The organism is Pseudoalteromonas sp. JC28 (assembly GCF_013319255.1).
In the GTDB taxonomy this organism is placed as follows: Bacteria; Pseudomonadota; Gammaproteobacteria; order Enterobacterales; family Alteromonadaceae; genus Pseudoalteromonas.
The window spans coordinates 1-18359 of the sequence record NZ_QOKX01000008.1 but is presented as its reverse complement, the minus strand read 5'-3'; the positions used below and the strand labels follow the sequence as shown (position 1 = coordinate 18359).

Here is an 18359-nt window from a genome sequence, read left to right as displayed (position 1 = left end):
AAATTAAGTGGGGCTTTGACATTAAGAACCTCAGGTTGAATTGGTGTTTATACCTGATACTTAGCCACGGCTTCGTGTAATACGCGCGCTTGCTCTGCGACTTCTTCACTACTTTGCGCATTAGAGCGAGCATGCTCTGAGGCACCTTGCGCAATGTCTCTGATCTTAACCACGTTTTTATTCACTTCTGAAGCAACTTGGTTTTGTTCATCAATTGCCGTCGCGATATGCGTGCTCATTTCCATAATCGTTTGCACATCTTGGGTGATCATGCTGAGCAACTCCCCAGCCTTTTCGGCTTGCGACACACTTTCATTGCCTTGTTCACGACATTGTTCCATGATGTTCACCACTTCTCGTGTACGCTGTTGCAGTGTAGAAATGATACTTTCGATTTCTTGCGTGGAGTCTTGAGTACGCTGCGCAAGTGACCTAACTTCATCCGCTACAACAGCAAAACCTCGACCTTGCTCTCCCGCACGTGCAGCTTCAATAGCAGCGTTTAGCGCAAGTAAGTTTGTTTGCTCTGCAATACCACGGATCACATCCAATACCGAGCCAATAGTTTCACCGTCACGCTCTAACTGAGCAACAACACTTGAAGCACCACCTAACGATTCCGATAACTGCATGATGTGCTCAATTGTTGCTGTGACCTCACGGCGACCTTGTTGCGCATTTTCATTCGTTGTCTCGGCTTTATGCGCAGCTTCACCCGTATTATGAGAAATGTCTTGGATCGTCGCTTGCATCTCGGTCGCAGCGGTTGCAACCATATCCGCTTCGTGCAACTGCTCAGCCATACCAGTACTCGTTTGGGCTGTTGTCTCCGTTAAATGATCCGTGGCTTCATTAATAGTTGCCAACGCTCCATTCACATCAGCAATGAGATCTCTGAAGTCAGAAATTAAGCTATTAAAATCACGGGTCATAATCGTGATTTCGTCATTACCGCTTTGTTCAATTTGTAGACTTAAATTATTTTCACGACGAATGCGCTCAATGGTTTGATAAACGCGCTCTACGGGCTGAATAATTGAGCGACTAGTCGATAACACCAAAGTCATCACGATAATACCAGCCACAACAAATACACCGATGGCAAGCATCTGAGTTTTATCAACGTTTTCTTTGATCTCTGCCTTTGCCTGCTCCACGACTTCAGAGACCAGCGCATCACTTTTCTCAACACTCACTTTCATCTTGCCAAGCGCACCGCTCGTTAAATCTAAGCCAAGTGCTTCTTGTGCTCGAACTAAACCCGCAAATTTGGATTGATAGGTGCTCAATAAACTAAGTAGCTTAGATTGATATTGAGCGTTAAACCCAGCACTACGAATTTCCTGAGAAAACTGTGCAACTAGCTCGTCAAAACGCTTAAGATATTTGGTATCAAAACGTAACATAAAGTCTTTTTCGGCTCGACGAAGCTGCAGCATGGTTGAAAGGAGTTGATAATTCTGCTGCTCTTTTAGTAGTGTTTCTACCTCGTGTACCGCACCACGAAGCTCACCGTAAAGAGCATCCTTTGGATGCAAGCCAATTGTTTTTTGTAATTGCACCACTTTTTGAAAGTCATCGTAATAACTTTTTGCTAAGCGTTCAAATTCGTTGATCCGACCTAAATCGATATCAAAATCAGAAAAAGTACCTTGCAACAAAGCGAGCTTAGTTTGCAGCTCACGATACTCGTTTTCAAACTCATCGAGTGAATCTACCTGCTTGTAAAAAAGGAAATTTTTCTCGTGTTTGCGCATTGCTAATTCATGAATGTCGAGCTCTTCTGCATATTGAATGGTTTCATTCAATTTCAGCATAGTACGAGCTTCGTACATGATCATAATTAACATAACAACCAAGGCAATCCCTACCACTAATGCATTCACTTGCAAACGACGTCTGATAGTCAGATTTTCTAATACCGCCATCGGCTTACCTACAATGTTAATAGACTGGCTAAAGTATAGCTGAAGCCTTTCAGCCTTGCCTCATAATAGGTAATTATTCTGGGTTCATATTACAAATTAATATATTTACGCCGCTTTTACATACAAATTATTAACACCGTTCCAAAGTTGATTGTGCAATAAATCAATATTGTGCCATTGACCTCCTATCAACCACTCCACTAGCAAGCTAGGATCGGATGGAAAATAAAACGATGCCTTCGCGTCTGTTCGCAGCCATTCTTCCAGCGCCCCAGCATTGAGATAATTCATCACTTGGGCATGACCGAGTTCGGCTAGCGTCTGTGCATTATTCTGCTGTTCAAATTGACCATCTAATGGTTTAAGTAGCAGTTTTTTACCGAGTTTTAATGCTTCACTAGAAAGCTCAAACCCGGCATTTGCAATCACACCACTGGTATTTCTTAAGTCCTGAATAAACCCAGAACGACTCGGTTTTCTTAGGTGAATATGTTGCAAAGAAGCATTGTCAGCATCCGGGTGATAGCAGTAAAACTCCTTATCAGGGAAATCTTTTAACAACTCAATAATGCTATCCAAAGCTTCAAACGGCAGATAAACCAAAACTTTGTTAATTATCGATGCACATTGCTCCTGCTCAGCCTCGTAAGGAATAAAAGGCGGAATAATATGCTTATCAAACGGTTGCCAGTGCACCCCAAGATGAATATCAGCTGGTGCAAAATACCGGATCAGGGCTTTGTGCCAAGGCTGTACGGCAAATTGTGGAACAGCATCATATAAATATGACGCTTGATGACTCATCGCTATCACCGGAACCTTTGCCAGCTTTCCTGCCCACGCACTGACAGGCTCAAAGTCGTTAAAGATCAAGTCATAACCTGATACATCTAATTTTCTAACGTCGCGAATAAACTCACCAAACTTGAGCGACTGAAAAGTTTTTAAACGATTTAACTGGCCACGTTCGGTAACGAATGACAACCCTCGGCAACTGCGATAATCACCAAAATCATGCATATCGAAATAGTTTTCCGAAGGACGTCCAGAAAAAAAGTAGTCAACAGAAATTCCCATGTTGCGAAAGCAATTTGCCATTACCCGAGCTCGAGTCGTATGGCCATTTCCCGTTCCTTGAACACCATATAGTATTTTCATACGCTTCCTAATATCACTATCGCTAAACTTGCACAGGCAACACCCATTGCCGCACCAAGCACCACATCAAGTGGATAATGTACCCCTACAATTACGCGTGACAATGACACTCCTGAAGCCCAAATCATCAACGGAAACGCAGCTAGTGGAATTTGCTCCATCAAGCAAGTCGCATATAGCCAAGCGCCAGCACTATGCCCCGAGGGCAGACTAAACTTATCACTCGGCGTCAACAAGGCTTTCACTGCGTAGCAGTCACATGGTCGTAATCGTGCAAAACGATTTTTTAGATAGAAGTAAAGCGGCCTTTCAATTGCAAAGGCCAAAATCACGGTGAGTGCAAATTGCTGACCTAGCTGCTCCAAAAACAGAGCGCACGCAATTGCGACCAACACATAGAGTCCACCGTTGCCACTTTTGGATAGACCTAATGCTATCAATCTAAACCAGTTTCTTGGTTTAGGGCAAAACACCACAAAGTATAATGCAGCGTCCAGCTCGGCTAGTTTTGCTTTCATCATTCGAGTCACGCCTAATTGCTCACAATATCAGCATAGAAGAGCAAAATAACAAATAGGTGACACTTTTAAGACACAAATATGTAAGTTGAATCAAAGCATTGCTAAGCACAAGTATGAGAGTATACTGGTTATCGACAATCAATATTCGAGGATTCAATATGGAATACAGCACTTCTGATCTTTGCGACCACTTTGCTGATGTGGTTGATGTGCTAGAGCCTATGTTCATCAATTTTGGCGGCCAGACGTCATTTAGTGGTCGTATCACTACCGTCAAATGTTTTGAAAACAATGAGCAGATCCAAGATGTACTACAACAAGACGGTACTGGTCGTGTGCTGCTCGTTGATGGTGGTGGTTCAACTCGTCGTGCACTGGTTGATATTGATTTAGCTGAGCTGGCGGTCGAGAACAACTGGCAAGGCATCATCGTTTACGGCGCGGTGCGCCATGTTGATGAATTAGAAGAAAGCGATATTGGCATTCAAGCAATCGCTTCTATCCCAGTAGCAGCAGATAGCAGTGGCAGCGGCGAAGTCGGCATTCCCGTTAATTTCGCAGGTGTCTCTTTTTACGAAGATGATTTTGTTTACGCCGACTCCACCGGCATTATCATCTCTGCGGAAGAGTTAATTTTAGAAGATGATAACGAAGACAATTAAGCGCTAGAAGTAACAGTCATGAGTACAGCAGTCCGTATATATGATGAAAGTAATATTGCCACTTTTGTCAGTGCAAGAGCCGGTGAAACCAGAATTTGGCAAAGCATAAGCTTTTTACAATGTGATCATGACTACGCGGCTTCGCTTAGAGACGCGGCCCAATTTGGGATCCGTTACGTGTTGTTGGGGATCCCCGAGGATATAGGTCCGCGCGCCAATTGCGGGCAAGGCGGCGCCGAGCTCGGTTGGCAAGCCTTCTTAAAACGCTTTTTGAATCAGCCCGATAACCAGTTTTTGTCAGGCGATAAGGTTTTGTTGCTAGGCGAGGTGGATACCCTCGCTATTCAAACGCGTGCACTATCGCTCGATAACGCTAATAGCGAACAGCTAGCGCAGCTACGCACTCTCTGTGCTGACCTCGACAACCAAGTTATTGCAACCCTAGCACCTATCTTTGCTGCAGGCTTGGAGCCAATTATCATTGGTGGTGGTCACAATAATGCTTTTGGTATTTTGCAGGCACATTTTGAGGCCAGCAAGCATGCCGCTGGTGCCATCAACTTTGACCCTCATGCTGACTTTCGAGCTTGTGAAGGGCGACATAGCGGTAATGGCTTCAGTTACGCGCATCAAGCTGGTAGTTTGTCGCATTATCATGTCATCGGCTTGCACGAGCACAAAAACAACCAAACAATCCTTACTCAATTGCAAAACGCTGGATTCGGATTTTCAAGTTATCAAGCGATAAAAACCAGGCAAACTCAGAGTTTATCCGCATCACTCGACAAAGCGTTGGCAACGATGCCAAGCGACATTCCATTAGGCGTAGAGTTAGACGTTGATGCCATCGTCGGTATGCCTGCAAGTGCCCTGACCTATCAAGGCTTCACAAGTAGCGATGCCGAATATTTTGTGTACCGTATGGCTCAGGCTCGACATGCTAAATATTTGCACTTATGTGAAGCAGCCCCTGCTAGACACCCACTTGGTGAGCAGGCGGGTATCGAACATTGTGGCCAAATACTAACGAACCTTGCGAACGCTTATTTAAGTACCCGTCAACAGAGGCGCTAAACACTGTCACAGCCAAACCAATGTAAAGGTAAGGCGCTCCTAGTTATTGAGGTAGCCTTTGTTTCAGCCAACTGATCAAAATATTGCTGTTCTGTGGTCGAGAAAAGTAAAACCCTTGCGCTGCCACCGTGCCAATGCTTTTTACAAACTCGAGTTGCCCGAGAGATTCAATACCCTCGCCAATCACGCGACAGTGCTTTTCTTGATGCATCTCTACAATGCCTTTTACCAAGGATTTGGTATGCCCCATATGCTCTGGTTCTTGCGTCATATTGCGCGACAGTTTCACGTACTCAAAACGCAGTGCGGGTAATTTAGCAAGTACCAGCGGCGCATCACCAAAGCTATCGACACACATTTTTACACCCAAGTTCTTCAAACGACTGATCATCGCAATTTCTTGCTCATCTAGTTCGGCAAGCATACTAGCTGGACACTCGATAATGATAGCGCCAGGGCTTAACTGATGGTTGAGCATAGTGTAGTCAATAAACTCGATAAAGCTTTCGCTCAAGAGCTCAGCACCAAAGACATTAATACTGATGGGAACGCTGATCCCTTCCATTTTCAGTGCCAATGCAATTTCGCATGCACGCTCTAATACATATTCAGCAACGGGAATGGCAAGTCCAACTAAACGAATATCATCAATAAACTCATTGGCACTTAAAATCCCTTGCTTTGGATGCTGCCAACGCAACAGTAATTCAACAAACTCAATGCTGTTATCTTCATGACGAACGACTGGATGAAAATAGAGCTCAAATTCAGATCTAAAGTTGATTTTAGCTAACTCCGACAACCTAACCTGTTGCTCCAGCCGATGAATTTGCATACGTTGTTGATACGGCACGACCTGTTGATGGCTATGCTGATGCGCTTCTGATTGTGTATCTAGCGCTAAAAACACGCAAGAAATCAGGTTCTCAAGCTGCCCCATTTCTTCATCGCAATTTACATAACTCGCACGCATCATGATCTCTAACGTACAGCTACCAACATTGAATGGCTTTAAAGTGCTGTTTGATATTTCCTCTATCAGCTGCTCATGAAAGTGCTTACCATGCTTTAACGAACATACAAACGCAAAGTTAAGACCACCTAGATGCGCCATTTTCGCAGTTTCATTGCCATGAGTGATGGCCATAACATCGCCTGATTGCAAACATTGTGCAATACGATTAGCCGACTGAGCTAGCAGCAAGTCACCAAACTCACGCCCTAAATGAAAATTTACCTGCTCGAAACCCATGAGACGGACTAGCACGAGCATACAAGGGCTCCCTTCCGTTTGGCGATATTCATTAAAAGCACGTTTAAAACTTTGCCGACCAGGTAACCCCAAACTTTCATGCTCGGTGTGGTCATCATTGTGTTCTTTCAATTCAAATTCATTTGCGCTGCTATACGCTTGATAGGCAAGGAAAAGAATATACATAAACACAATGACAATTGCGCCATGCTGGGCAGGAAATGTCCATAGATATTCAGACACAGTCCACATTACTAAAGTGATTATCGCAGCAGCACTTATCAACAATAAGCCACTTTTGTGCTCCTGTAAGCCATGGAATAGATACAGGAGTATCGTCAGAGTAAGTAAATGTAATGTAGTGATATTGCCCGTAAAGGCGAGCAGTATTGCAAGTGTTGCACTGCTAAGGTGAGCCAGCTTGAGCATACCAGAGGGGCGCTGCAACATTAATGCTAACGCCCCCATTACAATGGCTCCGGCCATGCCAGCCATCATTGGCGTAATTAGTATCGCTATTCCTTCAGACAGCAATAATTCCGTGGCTCCGCCACTAGCTGTTGAAATTGAAAGCATAATTTGTTGCTTATAAAAGGATCATTACTGATTAAGTTTACCTAAGATCCACAAATTTGACAGGTCCGCTACACCAAATTGATAACTTAACTGTGCAGGATGGGTAATGTCCCATAACGCTAAGTCCGCGCGCGTTCCAACTTTCAATACTCCACGGTCGTTCAACCCCAAGGCTTTCGCAGCATTAACCGTAACACCGCTAAGCGCTTCTTCCGGTGTCATTCTAAATAATGTGCATGCCATATTTAGCATTAATCGCAGTGAGCACAAAGGCGCAGTACCTGGATTGAAGTCGCTCGCGAGTGCCATTGCTACTTTATGCTTTCTGAGCAAGTCAATTGGTGGTAATTGCGTTTCTCGTAAGAAATAAAAAGCGCCGGGTAAAAGTACCGCAGTCACATCCCCTTTCGCCATCGCTTCCACACCAGCTTCATCAAGATATTCAATATGATCCGCTGAAAGCCCTTTAAACTTTGCCACCAGCTCGCTGCCATGTTGATTAGATAGCTGCTCAGCATGACATTTAACCTGTAATCCCAACTGTTGTGCTCGAGTAAATACTTGCTCAGTTTGCTGATAGGTAAATCCGACGTTCTCACAAAATACATCAACAGCCGTTGCTAATTGGCGCGAAGCAACTTGTGGCAGCATCTCATCACAGACTAAATCAATGTAGGCTTGGCTATTGTCTTTGTACTCTGGGGGTAATGCATGCGCGCCCAAGAACGTGCTATGCACATCAATCGGGTGATGCTCATTAAGTAGTTGATTAATTTCTAGCAGCTTTAGCTCATTTTCAACGTCTAGGCCGTAACCCGATTTACTTTCAACCGTGGTAACCCCTTCTTTGAGTAAACTATTCAAGCGGTTCTTACCGTTAACATACAGCGTTTCTCTGTCTGCTAATCGTGTCGCCTTAACGGTACTTGCGATACCACCACCTTGCGCGGCAATCTGTTGATATGACGCCCCCAGTAATCGTTGCTCAAATTCGTTGGCCCGAGAACCTGCAAATAAAATATGCGTGTGGCAGTCGATTAACCCTGGGGTCAACCATTGGCCATTGGCTTTATGAATAGGGGTTGCTATGGCGTCAACCTCAGGTAGTTCACTACGAGGGCCTAACCAATTAATTTTGCCATCTTTAATAGCGATCGCTGCGTTTTCTATCGCACCATAAGGGGTATCCAAATTGGGATCCATAGTTGCAATATTGACATCGATAATAAGCAAATCGGCTTCTAACATCATACTTGTCCTAATCTAAATCAAATCCATATGCCAACACATTAAAAGAAACTCGCTCACTGCGAGATTTATCCATTGAGTCTATCAGGGATACTTGTATATACAAGAGAAGTGTGCCATCTTTATTTACATAAATATGAACTCGAGACAACAACTGTGCCTGAGCTTCCTAAATTTGCGCTGATAAAACAATATATTATCGATAATATTCGCGCCGCGCGCTGGCTCGAAAACGAGCGCGTGCCGTCGGAAAATGAGTTAGCTGACCAATTTAATGTTAGCCGAATGACCGCAAGACGAGCACTAAGCGAGCTAACTGAAGCCGGAATTTTAACTCGTAGCCAAGGTCTAGGTACTTTTGTTGCCAGTTTTAAATCTCAGTCTTCGTTACTTGAGATCCGCAATATTGCCGACGAGGTCAACGCACGCAATGGCAAATACTCATGCACCGTACTAACGCTTGAACTTATTGCAGCAGTAGCACCTATCGCCATTGCACTAGGTGTAGAAGCGGACGCACCAGTTTATAGAAGCGTAATTGTGCATAATGAAAATGAACAACCACTGCAAGTCGAAGAGCGCTTTGTCAATCCACAGTTGGCACCGGAGTATTTAGACCAAAACTTTGAACTGACTACCCCTCATGAATATTTATCTCAAGTCGCGCCACTCACTGAGGCTAGACACACCGTTGAAGCAGTTATGCCATCACCAGAGGTTTGCCAGTGGCTTGGGCTTTATAATGAAGAACCATGCTTACAAATGATCCGCCGAACTTGGTCTGCAAAGGGCATTGTTAGCTTCGCGAGATTAATTTCGCCAGGCAGTAAATATCGCTTAGGTGGTCATCTCACCTTTAAGCAAAGGTCGTAACACATAAAGTGTCGCCAAATATCGCGGCAGATAAATCAAAACGACATGGCAGCCTCGGTTGTCATGCAATACAAATAGACTAACAACCTAGTGAAACTAAGCAATCGCAGCAACTAGACGTTTCACTTAGGTTGTATATACAACAGGAGAGAGCAGAATGAGTGACAACCCAAGATTAGACCCTAGCCGCGAGATCCGCGCGCCACGAGGTGCAGACATTACCGCAAAGAACTGGCTTACTGAAGCGGCAAAGCGAATGTTGATGAATAACCTTGACCCTGAAGTTGCTGAGCACCCAAATGCACTAGTAGTTTATGGCGGTATTGGCCGCGCCGCTCGCGACTGGGCATGCTTCGATAAAATCGTCGAAACGTTAGACCGCTTAGAAGAAGACGAAACTTTACTGGTGCAATCAGGTAAACCTGTCGGGGTATTCAAAACTCATAGCAATGCTCCTCGCGTCTTAATTGCTAACTCAAATTTAGTACCACATTGGGCTAACTGGGATCACTTCAACGAACTCGATAAGAAAGGCCTGATGATGTACGGCCAGATGACCGCTGGTTCTTGGATCTATATTGGCTCACAAGGCATAGTGCAAGGCACATACGAGACCTTTGTAGCAATGGCAAAGCAACACTTTAATGGTGAGGCGAAAGGCAAGTGGATCTTAACGGGTGGCCTTGGCGGGATGGGCGGCGCACAACCACTCGCGGCAACAATGGCAGGCTTTAGCGCCCTCGTTGTTGAGTGTGATGAGTCACGAATCGATTTTCGTCTTAACACACGTTATGTGGACCGAAAGGCAACCACACTTGATGATGCATTAGCTATTATTGATGAAGCTAAGGCTGCTGGACAACCAGTATCGGTTGGCCTGCTGGGCAATGCCGCGGATGTGTATGCTGAATTGGTTGAGCGCAATATCACGCCTGACGTAGTGACCGATCAAACTTCTGCGCACGACCCACTAAACGGCTACTTACCGCAAACATGGACTATGGCTGAGGCAGCCGCGCTTCGCGAAAGCGATCCACAAGCAGTTGTAAAAGCCGCAAAACAATCTATGGCAGTGCAAGTACAAGCCATGCTAACGCTGCAATCGCGCGGGGCTGCGACAACTGACTACGGGAATAACATTCGCCAAATGGCCCTAGAAGAAGGGGTTGATAACGCCTTTGATTTCCCGGGCTTTGTTCCTGCCTATATTCGTCCACTGTTTTGCCAAGGCATAGGTCCATTTCGTTGGGTTGCGCTGTCTGGCGATCCTGAAGATATTTATAAAACAGACGCGAAAGTTAAAGAGCTTATCCCAGACGACCCACACCTTCACAATTGGTTAGACATGGCGCGCGAGCGCATTCAATTCCAAGGCCTGCCTGCTCGTATTTGCTGGGTTGGACTGAAGGACAGAGCGCGTTTAGCACGAGCATTCAACGAAATGGTCAAAAATGGAGAACTCAAAGCACCGATTGTGATTGGTCGTGATCACTTAGATTCTGGCTCTGTAGCCAGTCCAAACCGTGAAACGGAATCGATGATGGATGGTTCAGATGCAGTATCAGACTGGCCGTTACTCAATGCCTTGTTAAACACGGCTGGCGGTGCAACTTGGGTCTCGCTGCATCACGGCGGTGGTGTTGGTATGGGTTTCAGTCAACATTCGGGAGTCGTTATTGTGGCAGATGGCACAGACGAAGCAGACGCCCGTTTATCTCGTGTACTATGGAATGACCCAGGTACCGGTGTAATGCGTCATGCCGATGCCGGTTATGACATAGCCAAAGACTGTGCAAAAGAACAAAAACTAGATTTACCTATGCTGGAAGGAAAGTAAGTATGTACTCACTAAATTTAATCCCAGGCCAACTGACTTTAAACACGTTACGACAAATCAATCAACAGCCTGTTCATCTCAGCTTAGACGAATCAGCGAAAGCCGCTATTGCTAACAGTGCAGACACAGTTCAGCAAGTAATCAAAGAAGGGCGCACCGTTTACGGCATTAATACGGGTTTTGGCTTGCTGGCCAACACCAAAATTGCAAAAGACGAATTAGAGTTGCTACAACGCTCTATTGTACTGTCGCACGCAGCCGGTATTGGCGAGTTAATGGACGATAGCACCGTTCGACTCATGATGGTACTAAAAATCAACTCACTCTCTCGTGGTTTCTCTGGGATCCGCTTGGATGTAATTGAATTCTTAGCGGCCTTGGTTAATGCCGAAGTCTATCCTTGTGTGCCCAAGAAAGGCTCAGTCGGGGCATCAGGCGATCTTGCACCACTATCGCATATGTGTTTACCGATCCTTGGCGAAGGTCAGGTTCGCTATCGTGGTGAACTTATCGATGCCATCGATGGGTTAAAAATAGCAGGACTTGAACCACTTACTTTAGCTGCAAAAGAAGGTCTCGCACTACTTAACGGTACACAAGCATCTACAGCCTTTGCACTGCAAGGTCTTTTCAGAGCTGAAGATCTTTATGCGCAAAGCTGTGTCGTTGGTTCCATGAGCATTGAAGCGGCTATGGGCAGCCGCTCGCCGTTTGATGCGCGTATTCATGAAGTTCGTGGTCAGCAAGGCCAAATCGACACTGCACTGGCATTTAGAGATATCTTACAAACTCGCTCAGAAATAAGTGATGCTCATGTTGATTGTGAAAAAGTACAAGATCCTTATTGCTTACGTTGTCAACCACAGGTGCTTGGTGCCTGTTTAACTCAGATCCGCCAGGCCGCTGAGGTGATCCTTGTAGAATCCAATGGGGTAACAGATAACCCGCTGGTATTTGCTGATGCTGGAGATATTATTTCTGGCGGCAACTTCCATGCAGAACCTATCGCGATGGCGGCTGATAACCTAGCGCTAGCCATTGCTGAAATTGGTGCATTGGCTGAACGTCGTATCGCACTGCTTATTGATTCGAGCTTATCAAAACTGCCTCCCTTCTTAGTTAACAATGGCGGTGTAAACTCGGGCTTTATGATTGCGCAAGTCACTGCTGCGGCACTGGCCTCTGAAAACAAAACACTCGCACATCCTGGCAGTGTTGACAGCCTCCCAACCTCGGCAAACCAAGAAGACCATGTTTCCATGGCAACCTTTGCGGCAAGACGCTTACAGGAAATGGCTGACAACACCCAAGGTGTACTCGCAGTTGAATATCTTGCTGCAGCGCAGGGGTTAGATTTTAGAGCGCCACTTAAGCCATCTGACAAAGTGGCTACTGCTCAGCAAATATTACGAGCAGTCGTGAGCTTTTATGACAAAGATAGGTATTTTGCACCCGATATTGAAAGTGCTAATGCATTATTGGGTCAAGCTGCACTGGCGCACTTGCTACCAGCACAACTCTTACCTTCAGCCTAACTCAGATTCATTAACAATCGGATGATGATAGGCAAAGCCGAGTTCGGTAATACGCTCGGCTTTGATAATGCGCGCTTCTTCTTTTGACGAAGCGAAACTTGGCATCTCAGTCCCTAACTTTTCACAGTGATATTGATAAAACGCCTGTCTCGTGGGGTGTGCTGGATAACAAACATTATAAATGTCTGCAGCATCCTGCCACTGCGCGATCACGGTATTGATTGCAGCAACAACATCACCGCGATGAACCATATTCACTCTACCATTCGCTGAGCTAGACAAGGCTTTTCCTGCTACAAATCGCCCAGGCTCCCTACCGGGACCTTGAAGACCTGCTAAGCGCACCACTTTACCGCCTGCGTTAAGCACCATCTCTTCAGCAGTTCTTAGTATATCAACACGCTGGTTGGCTTTATCCGCTAACTTACCTTGTTCATCATATTCACCATTTTCGGTGCTATAAACGCCAGTGGTCGAACACAATAAGAAACCTGCTGCTGACATCTTCTTTGCAAGTAACAATGCCTGTTCTAACGTTTCTAAATAGTTACTATCGACATGCCTCGCTCTTGGTGGGATCGCACACACCCAATACGCGTTGTGTAAAGAAATTGAGTGCGCTAAGGTGCCATTTTCAGTCAAGACCAGCTGCCTTGACCAGCTATGCATCTCGCTAGCTTGGGTTCTGGTGCCTTCTATTTGCCACCCTTGCAACTCAGCTTCGCGACACAACGCTTCACCGAGCCAACCCGCGCCCAGTACCACCAGACTGCGATTTAATACTTTCATATGAATATTACCTTAACTAGGAAGTTACCTTGTATTATCTATGTAAAAGAAGTTAACGCAAACGGTGGCGTTCTCCTGTTATCTATGGTTTGATTACCGTTTGCATAAGCTAAAAATAAGAAGTGTCATGCTTGAGAATTTATCCCTTAGAAAGAAAATATTGCTGCTAATTGGCGGCACCATTTCCGTATTATTAATTATTGCATCAAGCTTTTTCGTCAGCCATATTGCAACGCTCTCTCGAGATGGAATTGAACGAGAAACGCAAAGCTATATTCAAGCCGAAAAATTGGCGATGGAAGCATTCTTTGGCCAATACGGTAAAGTAGTTGAAACCTTTGTTTCTACGCCTCACAACATTCATTGGTTTGAAAATTATAATACCCGTGGCGCCGATCTGACTAAAGATAAAGACTATCAAGAGGTCAATGAAGACTTAGTTAGAATCGCCAAAGGTGATGAAAATATTCTCTCAGCCTTTATTGCCTCAGCAAACACCGGTGAATATTTTAAAGAAAATGATCGTACATCAGCATATTCGGATGGTCGACCTTACTACGCCTATCAGCGCCCATGGTGGCAGGATACGCTGGATGTAGGTAAATTGTATGTTGGTCCAATTGCAACCGATATCAATACCGGTGCAGTGTCTGCTGTGATCCGTCAACCTATCTACAATAACGGCGGCAAACTCGTCGCCATGGGTGGCGTCGACTTACAGATCAATAAATTGAACGATATGGTTGAACGTATCAAGTTTCAAGATAAAGGTTTTGGCTTTTTGCTCGATGGTGATTTAAATGTTGTGCATTTATCCAAGCGTACTGGTCATTCACTCTCTACCACAGATGAAGGCGAGAAAGGCAAAGAAGGTTTAGATGGCCTTGAATCCCAGTTTTCCAATACATCAGGCTTTGACGCTCTAAATGCCGCTATCAAGCGTAACCCCGTTGGCAATAGTACAGTCACGTTCAAAGGGGAAGCGTATTATGTTGTTTATGACAATGTGAAATTAGACAACCCCCTATTGGATTGGCACGTTGGCCTACTTATTCCGGTGTCGCTGATCGAAGCGCCTGTAAATGACGCCGTAATGAGCACAATCACAGCCTTGATTATTATCTTAGCCATTATCGTGGCAATGATCTTGCTCGCCACGCAAATGATCACCAAACCGATTGTAGCGCTTACCGAAACCATGCGAGACATCGCATCAGGTGAAGGCGACCTAACTAGACGTATCGATATCACCAGTAAAGATGAAGTTGGTCAACTCGCGCTGCATATGAATACCTTCATCGATAAACTTAGAGCAATGATGCTCGATACCGCAGCACAAGCTGAGCAATTAAGTAATGCTTCCGCCCAATTGCGTGAAGTGTCAAACAATACTAACAGCGAAATTCAGCGCGAAAAAGAACAGGTCGATAGCGTAAGCGCCGCTGTGACCGAGATGGCAGCCACTGTGACTGAAATATCACGTAATGCACAAGAGACCAACCAAGCCGCTGATGTCGTGCAACGTATTACCAATGAAGGTGCAGGACGTTCATCACAAGCCCAAGAAGTCATGACTGAACTTGCACTTCATATTGGCGAGGCTGCAAAAGTGGTTGCCGGACTTGAACAAGAAACCAGTAACATAGGTGCCGTTATCGATGTGATTAACGGTATTGCTGAACAAACGAACTTACTGGCACTCAATGCCGCCATAGAAGCCGCCAGAGCAGGCGAGCAAGGTCGAGGCTTTGCGGTGGTTGCTGATGAAGTCAGATCGCTTGCAAGCCGCACGCAAGAGTCTACCGATGACATTCGTAATATGATCTCTCGTTTACAGCAAATCGCCCAACAAGCTTCAGTGATGATGCAGCAAGGTCAAGACCGCGCAGAGGGGACCGTAGAGGAAACGCAAGCCGTGCTTGATGCCTTGAAAGAAATCACAGAGTCGGTCACGACAGTACAAGACCAAAGTCATCAAATTGCGACATCAACAGAGCAGCAAACCGTTGTTGCAGAAGATATTAACAATAGTCTTAACCAAATTAATGAGCTCGTTAATAGCACGGCCAACCACGCCAATGTACTGGCAGATGAAGCCCGTGACTTGAACGACTTAGCCAAGGCGCTGAACTCAACAGTCAACCAATTTAAGCTTTAATCAAACACCAAAACACGTCGCAATCGCGGCGTGTTTTGATCTGAGGCAAATCTAACCTAGACGGTAAAAAGTACACTGACACTCTTAATAAAACTCGAGAGTGCGTATCGTGATTAATTTACCTATTTGGAATGATTCCCTTATCAACAAGTACAATATATCTGGTCCTAGATATACCTCATATCCAACGGCCTTATCGCTTGAGTCTGGTTATAGCCAAAAAGAGTTACAAGCGGCTATTACGGGCTCTAAATCTCGTTCACTCTCGCTGTATATTCATATCCCTTTTTGTCATCAACTATGTTACTACTGTGGCTGTAATAAAATCATTACTCGTCATCAATCCAAAGCTGACGTTTACCTAGATTACTTAGCACAAGAAATCGCAGCAAAAGCGCCGCTATTTTCTGAGTATCGTGTAGAACAACTTCATTTAGGCGGTGGTACACCAACTTTCTTAACTACAGAGCAAATAACACGTCTAATCGAAATGCTCAATAGTGCATTTAACTTCTCTCAAAGTGCACAGCGTGGTATTGAAATAGACCCAAGATCACTTGCACCAAATATGATGCGTCACCTACACGAGCTCGGATTTAATCGTGTGTCTTTTGGCGTACAAGATTTTAATGATGAAGTACAAGCTGCGGTAAACCGCCCACAGCATCTAGATGAAGTGCTGGCTACCTTAACTGAAGCGAGAACGCTCGGTTTTAAATCTATTAATATGGATATGATCTATGGGCTACCATTTCAAACAGTAGAGAGCTACAAGCAAACGATTGAGCAACTTATCGCGCTTTCTCCCGATAGAGTCTCTGTATTTAACTATGCCCATCTTCCAGATAGATTTGCAGCACAGCGAAAACTAAAAGAAGCCGACATGCCAAGTGCGGGAGAAAAACTTGAGATCTTTAAGCAAACACTGGAGCAGATGACCACCGCTGGGTATCAATTCATCGGTATGGATCACTTCGCTAAAAAAGACGATGAGCTGGCTATGGCGCAAAATGAAGGGCATCTACACCGTAATTTTCAAGGCTATACCACTCATGGCGAGTGTGACCTGTTAGGTCTTGGTGTGTCATCCATTTCCCAAGTTGGTCACATGATTTTGCAAAATGAAAAAGAGTTAAAACCTTATTATCAAGCTTTAAATGATAAAAGGTGTGCGATCACTAAAGGGATAACCTTAAGTGGTGATGATGAAATACGCGCGGCTGTGATCAAACAGCTTATTTGTCATTTTGAGTTAGATAAAAAGCTGTTCGAGCAACGCTATGATATAAATTTTGACGAATATTTCGTTCAAGCACTTAACGCTCTAGAGCCGCTAGCAGCAGATGAACTGGTAGAGCTGAATGAACACACCATAAAAGTCACAAGTAACGGCAATTTGTTTATTCGCATCATCTGCATGTGCTTTGATGCTTACTTACAAAACCAAGTCAAAAACACCCGCTTCTCTCGCGTTATTTAACCACCTAACCCTCTCAAACCTCCCACAATACTGTGTTTATGGTGGGAGTGAGTGCACCTCGCGAGCCTTTCTATGCCCCAAAGCTATACCCAAACAGAAAAAACCGTCGTATTGTTGAAACGGGTTTTGATGTACATGGGTGTTCCACATTATCTTTGAGCCGAAACTTTCATTGTAAGCCATCGGCGGGTGAACCACCTCCCACCATGTTGCACTGTGCCTATACTGTGGTAGGAGCGAGTTTACCTCGCGAGATTTTCTATACCCCAAACAGCAAAAAACCCGTCGCATTGCTGCAACGGGTTTTGATGTACATGGATGTTCGAATGTCGATGAAGTTCATGGATGAACGCTTTTCATCAACCTCTTATTTGGCCCTGGCTCGCTACGAAGTAGGATGTTCTCATTTTTTAAATAGAGAGTCACATGGGTGATCCACACTATCATTGACCGGGGCCGACCCTTCGGCTGTTTTGTTTCACTTCTGAGTTTGGGTGACGAGAAACCGAAGCACCGCTTCGCAGTTCGAGGAAGTGAGCGCAAGGACGCGCGAAGGGAGATGCTACATGGAAGTACTTTACCCCAGACAGCAAAAAACCCGTCGCATTGCTGCAACGGGTTTCTCTTATTTGGCCCTGGCGATGTTCTACTTTCACATGGGTAATCCACACTATCATCGACGCTGTTTTGTTTCACTTCTGAGTTCGGCATGGGGTCAGGTGGGTCCAAAACGCTATAGTCACCAGGAAATTCTGTTCATCAATGAAGTCTCCYTCATCAATGTAAATCYGGAAAAAGCTATTAAATTCTTTTGTCTACTTTAGTCTATTAACTTCTGTTAGCTAAGGCCTCCATGGATGGAGGTCATGCTAGGAATTGTCTGGAACAATTCTAGTAAACCACTTTGGCGTTGTATGGTTAAGCCTCWCGGGTAATTAGTACGAGTTAGCTTAATGCCTCACAGCACTTCCACATCTCGCCTATCAACGTTGTAGTCTTCAACGGCCCTTCAGTTGACYCTAAGTCAAAGTGAGAACTCATCTCGAGGCCTGCTTCCCGCTTAGATGCTTTCAGCGGTTATCAGTTCCGAACGTAGCTACCGGGCAATGCAATTGGCATCACAACCCGAACACCAGCGGTTCGTCCACTCCGGTCCTCTCGTACTAGGAGCAGCCCCTCTCAATTCTCAAACGCCCACGGCAGATAGGGACCGAACTGTCTCACGACGTTCTAAACCCAGCTCGCGTACCACTTTAAATGGCGAACAG

Annotated in this window: 13 protein-coding genes and 2 rRNA genes; 7 read left to right on the top strand and 8 right to left on the bottom strand. The window is 45.1% G+C overall.

The annotated features are described in order from the left end of the window. Positions 1-47: 47 nt before the first annotated feature. The 3 genes from DS891_RS17890 to DS891_RS17880 all read right to left on the bottom strand — a co-directional run bounded on the left by DS891_RS17890 (position 48) and on the right by DS891_RS17880 (position 3607). Positions 48-1928, bottom strand: a complete 1881-nt coding sequence (locus DS891_RS17890; RefSeq protein ID WP_010607048.1) for a methyl-accepting chemotaxis protein — start codon at positions 1926-1928, stop codon at positions 48-50. A gap of 105 nt (positions 1929-2033) precedes the next feature. Further along, positions 2034-3086, bottom strand: coding sequence for an MJ1255/VC2487 family glycosyltransferase (locus tag DS891_RS17885; protein WP_010607047.1), 1053 nt, complete (start codon positions 3084-3086; stop codon positions 2034-2036). Continuing rightward, the gene (locus DS891_RS17880; RefSeq protein ID WP_010368944.1) at positions 3083-3607 is read right to left on the bottom strand and encodes a phosphatase PAP2 family protein; all 525 of its coding nucleotides are present in this window, start codon (positions 3605-3607) and stop codon (positions 3083-3085) included. The genes DS891_RS17885 and DS891_RS17880 overlap by 4 nt, the downstream gene beginning before the upstream one ends. Before the next feature lie 158 nt (positions 3608-3765). On the opposite strand from DS891_RS17880, the gene rraA reads away from it, so the two are divergent. Further along, entirely contained in the window at positions 3766-4269 is a 504-nt protein-coding gene (rraA, locus tag DS891_RS17875) for a ribonuclease E activity regulator RraA (RefSeq protein WP_010607046.1), read from the top strand. 18 nt (positions 4270-4287) lie between these two features. Then, on the top strand, positions 4288-5343 hold the full coding sequence (locus tag DS891_RS17870; RefSeq protein ID WP_174170531.1) for an arginase family protein: 1056 nt from the start codon (positions 4288-4290) through the stop codon (positions 5341-5343). Between the two features lie 43 nt (positions 5344-5386). Here the strand turns inward: DS891_RS17870 and DS891_RS17865 are convergent, their stop codons facing one another. Both DS891_RS17865 and hutI read right to left on the bottom strand, forming a co-directional pair. Continuing rightward, positions 5387-7171, bottom strand: coding sequence for an EAL domain-containing protein (locus DS891_RS17865; RefSeq protein WP_010607044.1), 1785 nt, complete (start codon positions 7169-7171; stop codon positions 5387-5389). A gap of 24 nt (positions 7172-7195) precedes the next feature. After that, entirely contained in the window at positions 7196-8419 is a 1224-nt protein-coding gene (gene hutI, locus DS891_RS17860) for an imidazolonepropionase (RefSeq protein ID WP_174170628.1), read from the bottom strand. A 111-nt stretch (positions 8420-8530) separates the two neighbouring features. Here hutI and hutC point away from each other — a divergent pair, with 111 nt between their 5' ends. From hutC to hutH, 3 genes are all read left to right on the top strand, one after another. Next, positions 8531-9292 (top strand): histidine utilization repressor, encoded by a 762-nt coding sequence (gene hutC / locus DS891_RS17855; protein ID WP_017217272.1) that lies wholly within the window; start codon positions 8531-8533, stop codon positions 9290-9292. A gap of 157 nt (positions 9293-9449) precedes the next feature. Further along, the gene (gene hutU / locus DS891_RS17850) at positions 9450-11129 is read left to right on the top strand and encodes a urocanate hydratase (protein ID WP_174170530.1); all 1680 of its coding nucleotides are present in this window, start codon (positions 9450-9452) and stop codon (positions 11127-11129) included. 2 nt (positions 11130-11131) lie between these two features. Next, entirely contained in the window at positions 11132-12664 is a 1533-nt protein-coding gene (hutH, locus tag DS891_RS17845; RefSeq protein ID WP_174170529.1) for a histidine ammonia-lyase, read from the top strand. Here hutH and DS891_RS17840 read toward each other — a convergent pair. Then, positions 12656-13453 (bottom strand): NADP-binding protein, encoded by a 798-nt coding sequence (locus DS891_RS17840; protein WP_174170528.1) that lies wholly within the window; start codon positions 13451-13453, stop codon positions 12656-12658. The two genes, hutH and DS891_RS17840, sit on opposite strands and share 9 nt — an antisense overlap. 127 nt (positions 13454-13580) lie before the next feature. Here DS891_RS17840 and DS891_RS17835 point away from each other — a divergent pair, with 127 nt between their 5' ends. Then, entirely contained in the window at positions 13581-15611 is a 2031-nt protein-coding gene (locus DS891_RS17835; RefSeq protein ID WP_174170527.1) for a methyl-accepting chemotaxis protein, read from the top strand. Between the two features lie 109 nt (positions 15612-15720). Then, positions 15721-17091 (top strand): oxygen-independent coproporphyrinogen III oxidase, encoded by a 1371-nt coding sequence (hemN, locus tag DS891_RS17830; protein ID WP_174170526.1) that lies wholly within the window; start codon positions 15721-15723, stop codon positions 17089-17091. 633 nt (positions 17092-17724) lie between these two features. Here the strand turns inward: hemN and rrf are convergent. Next, positions 17725-17838 (bottom strand): 5S ribosomal RNA (gene rrf / locus DS891_RS17825). 167 nt (positions 17839-18005) lie between these two features. Beyond that, positions 18006-18359, bottom strand: a 23S ribosomal RNA gene (locus tag DS891_RS17820); the annotation flags it as partial.

What these genes read in the sequence shown, in the direction of transcription:
- DS891_RS17890 (WP_010607048.1), bottom strand. Translation starts at nt 1,928, where the DNA reads ATGGCGGTATTAGAAAATCTGACTATCAGACGTCGTTTGCAAGTGAAT.
- DS891_RS17885 (WP_010607047.1), bottom strand. Translation starts at nt 3,086, where the DNA reads ATGAAAATACTATATGGTGTTCAAGGAACGGGAAATGGCCATACGACT.
- DS891_RS17880 (WP_010368944.1), bottom strand. Translation starts at nt 3,607, where the DNA reads ATGATGAAAGCAAAACTAGCCGAGCTGGACGCTGCATTATACTTTGTG.
- rraA (WP_010607046.1), top strand. Translation starts at nt 3,766, where the DNA reads ATGGAATACAGCACTTCTGATCTTTGCGACCACTTTGCTGATGTGGTT.
- DS891_RS17870 (WP_174170531.1), top strand. Translation starts at nt 4,288, where the DNA reads ATGAGTACAGCAGTCCGTATATATGATGAAAGTAATATTGCCACTTTT.
- DS891_RS17865 (WP_010607044.1), bottom strand. Translation starts at nt 7,171, where the DNA reads ATGCTTTCAATTTCAACAGCTAGTGGCGGAGCCACGGAATTATTGCTG.
- hutI (WP_174170628.1), bottom strand. Translation starts at nt 8,419, where the DNA reads ATGTTAGAAGCCGATTTGCTTATTATCGATGTCAATATTGCAACTATG.
- hutU (WP_174170530.1), top strand. Translation starts at nt 9,450, where the DNA reads ATGAGTGACAACCCAAGATTAGACCCTAGCCGCGAGATCCGCGCGCCA.
- hutH (WP_174170529.1), top strand. Translation starts at nt 11,132, where the DNA reads ATGTACTCACTAAATTTAATCCCAGGCCAACTGACTTTAAACACGTTA.
- DS891_RS17840 (WP_174170528.1), bottom strand. Translation starts at nt 13,453, where the DNA reads ATGAAAGTATTAAATCGCAGTCTGGTGGTACTGGGCGCGGGTTGGCTC.
- DS891_RS17835 (WP_174170527.1), top strand. Translation starts at nt 13,581, where the DNA reads ATGCTTGAGAATTTATCCCTTAGAAAGAAAATATTGCTGCTAATTGGC.